Here is a 2,638-nt window from a genome sequence, read left to right as displayed (position 1 = left end):
TGCGGATTTCAGAATTACCGGACAGCGATTACGCTAATTCGCGGACAGCCATTTCAGTAATTCCCGGACAGTTCGGGCGCGGCTGATCCTCTGCCTGCGGTCATGTTTCAGTTTGCATCGTTTCTGTGTTTTCAGCGTGGGTCAAGTTTCTGTTTTGATCTGTTCTTCGCATGCTGTCTCCCTTGAGGTCGATGCGGTGGGCATTGTGGACGATCCGGTCGAGGATAGCGTCGGCGATTGTCGGTTCGCCGATCATGTCATGCCAGCCCGAGACGGGCAGCTGGGCGGTGATGATTGTTGAGCGCCGCTGATAGCGCTCCTCGAACAGTTCGAGCAGGTCGAGCCTCTGCTGATCGGTCAGCCCGTGGGTCCCCCAGTCATCGAGAATGAGCAATTGGACGCGGGCCAGTTTATCGACCAGCTTCGGGAACCGCCCGTCGAGGCGGGCCATGGCCATGTCCTCGAAGAGCCGCGGCATGCGGACATAGAGGACGGAGTGATCGAGCCGGGCCGCTTGATGACCGAAGGCGCAAGCCAGCCAGGTTTTGCCCGTGCCGGTCTGGCCAGTGAGGATGATCTGTTCCTTTGCCTTGATCCACGCGCCCTGTGCCAATGCGAGAACCTGACGGCGGTCGAGGCCGCGGCTTGCGGCGAAGTTCACGTCTTCGATACAGGCGTCCGGGAAGCGCATCCTGGCGTTGCGCAGCCGGTTGGTGAAGCGTTTGTCGGCTCTCGTCGAAGCTTCCCGATCGAGCATGAGCCCGAGCCATTCATTACGATCGAGAGCCTGGCCAGGATCCTGATCGGCGAGCGACTTCCAGGCGTCGGCCATGCCTGTCAGGCCAAGCGCGGCCATCTGCTCGAGGGTGGGATGTGTCAGCATGTGATGATCCTTCTGTGCTGAGGGTTACTGGTAGTAGCCAGCGCCACGGATGTTGTCGTGGAGGGGTGTCGCGGTGATCGGGTCTGGCGGTTCCGGGGCCCGATCCAGTCCAGTGATCAGGATGGAGCGCACCGAGGTATAGTTGACAGTTCCGACTGTCAGGGCGCGTTCGCAGGCGGCCTCCAGCCTGTCCGCCCCGAACTGCCGCTGCAGGCCGAGTACACCGAGGGCCGATCGATACCCCTGTTCGGGATGCGGCCTGTCGCGCATCAGGCGCTCAACGAGCACGGCCGTGTGATAGCCGGTCCGGGCGGCCCGGCGGATGAGGCTTTCCGGCGTCATGCCGCCATGGCGCTGATGAGCCTTTGGCATGTGTTCCTTGATTGTGGTATGTCCCCCGCGCTTGCCGCGGCGGCGATGCACGGCCACCTGCTGGGTGTTGTGGAAAATCTCGATCATGCGGTGGGTCAGGCGCACATCGACCTGCCGGCCGATCAGGCGGTGCGGTACGGAATAGAAGCTGTGGAGCACCTCGATATGGTAGTCGGGATGCACCTTGGCCTGCTTCCATTCCGCGTACTCGAACGGCGTGTTGGGCAAGGGTCTCAGTGCGGCGCGTTCGATCTCTTCGAAGAGTTCCCGCCGCGAACGCCCCACCCGACGCATGGTCCGCGCATTGAGTTCCTCAAGCAACTCGGCCATGGCCACGTTGAGCGCCGCGATGGAAAAGAACTGCCGGTTGCGCAGCCGGGCCAGGATCCAGCGCTCCACGATCAGCACTGCGCCCTCGACCTTGCCCTTGTCGCGGGGTTTGCGCGGTCGCGTGGGCAATACGGTCGTGTCGTAATGCGCCGCCATGTCGGAGAAGGTCTTGGTCACCGACGGCTCGAACCAGAGCGGCTTGGCCACGGCGGCCTTGAGATTGTCGCACACGATCGCCTTGGGCACCCCACCGAAGAACTTCAGCGCGCGGACCTGAGCATCGATCCAGTCAGGCAGCCTTTGGCTGAGGCTCGCCCATGCGAATGTAAAGTTGGATGCGCCAAGCACGGCGACGAAGATCTGGGCGCGGTGCTCCTGACCTGTCGCGGGGTCGATCACCGGGATGGTATGGCCCGCATAGTCGGTCTGCATCACCGCGCCGGCCTCATGGCGGTTGCGATACCGAGGGCTGATCCGGTTCTCGAACGCCCTGTAGTGTTCGCAAAACCAAGTATAGCCGTAGCCGTCGGGATGGGCCGCCCGGTATTCCTCCCAGAGCAACGCAAGCGTCACGCCCTTGCGCTTCATCTCCGCAGCCATCTTCGGCCAGTCCGGTTCGGTCAGATCCCGGGGTGGGCGGCCAACGCGCTGGAACAGGACCTGCTTCAGCGTCACATCGTCATCCCGGCCCGCCGGAAGAGGCCAGCAACTCAGCCCCGCTTCCCGGGCCCGATTCAGGTAGGTCGCCACGGTTGTCTTGCTGAGCTTCAGGCGCGCGGCCACCTCACGCGCCGAAAGCCCTTGTTCATGCGTCAAACGCAGTATCGTTCGTATGTCTTGCACGGTCGTGCGCCTCGCTCGCTTCCGCCTCGGCATGATCCCTCCCGGTCCTGTTCAAGACCGGCAGAATGCCGTGACGGCGCAGACGATGACCAACCGACTCCAAGCCCTCCCGGAGCTGTCCGGGAATTAGCGAAATCCCTGTCCGGGATTTACCGAAACGCTTGTCCGGGAATTACTGAAATCCGTGGCCGGGAATTACCGAAACCCGCA

Annotated in this window: 2 protein-coding genes; both read right to left on the bottom strand. The window is 62.6% G+C overall.

Annotated elements, in window-relative coordinates; genetic code table 11:
* Nucleotides 1-100: 100 nt before the first annotated feature.
* Complete coding sequence (gene istB / locus NDI72_RS21760; RefSeq protein ID WP_283801775.1) at nt 101-883, bottom strand: IS21-like element helper ATPase IstB; 783 nt, start codon at nt 881-883, stop codon at nt 101-103.
* A gap of 24 nt (nt 884-907) precedes the next feature.
* Nucleotides 908-2,461, bottom strand: coding sequence for an IS21 family transposase (istA, locus tag NDI72_RS21755; RefSeq protein WP_206995979.1), 1,554 nt, complete (start codon nt 2,459-2,461; stop codon nt 908-910).
* Nucleotides 2,462-2,638: the final 177 nt, after the last annotated feature.

The organism is Nitratireductor sp. GZWM139, from assembly GCF_030068685.1.
Taxonomy (GTDB): domain Bacteria; phylum Pseudomonadota; class Alphaproteobacteria; order Rhizobiales; family Rhizobiaceae; genus Nitratireductor; species Nitratireductor aquimarinus.
The sequence above is the reverse complement of the archived record's forward strand: the minus strand, read 5'-3'. Positions and strand labels throughout refer to the sequence as shown.

Excerpts from the sequence above, each read along its gene's own strand:
- istB (WP_283801775.1), bottom strand. The coding sequence starts at position 883 with ATGCTGACACATCCCACCCTCGAGCAGATGGCCGCGCTTGGCCTGACA.
- istA (WP_206995979.1), bottom strand. The coding sequence starts at position 2,461 with ATGCCGAGGCGGAAGCGAGCGAGGCGCACGACCGTGCAAGACATACGA.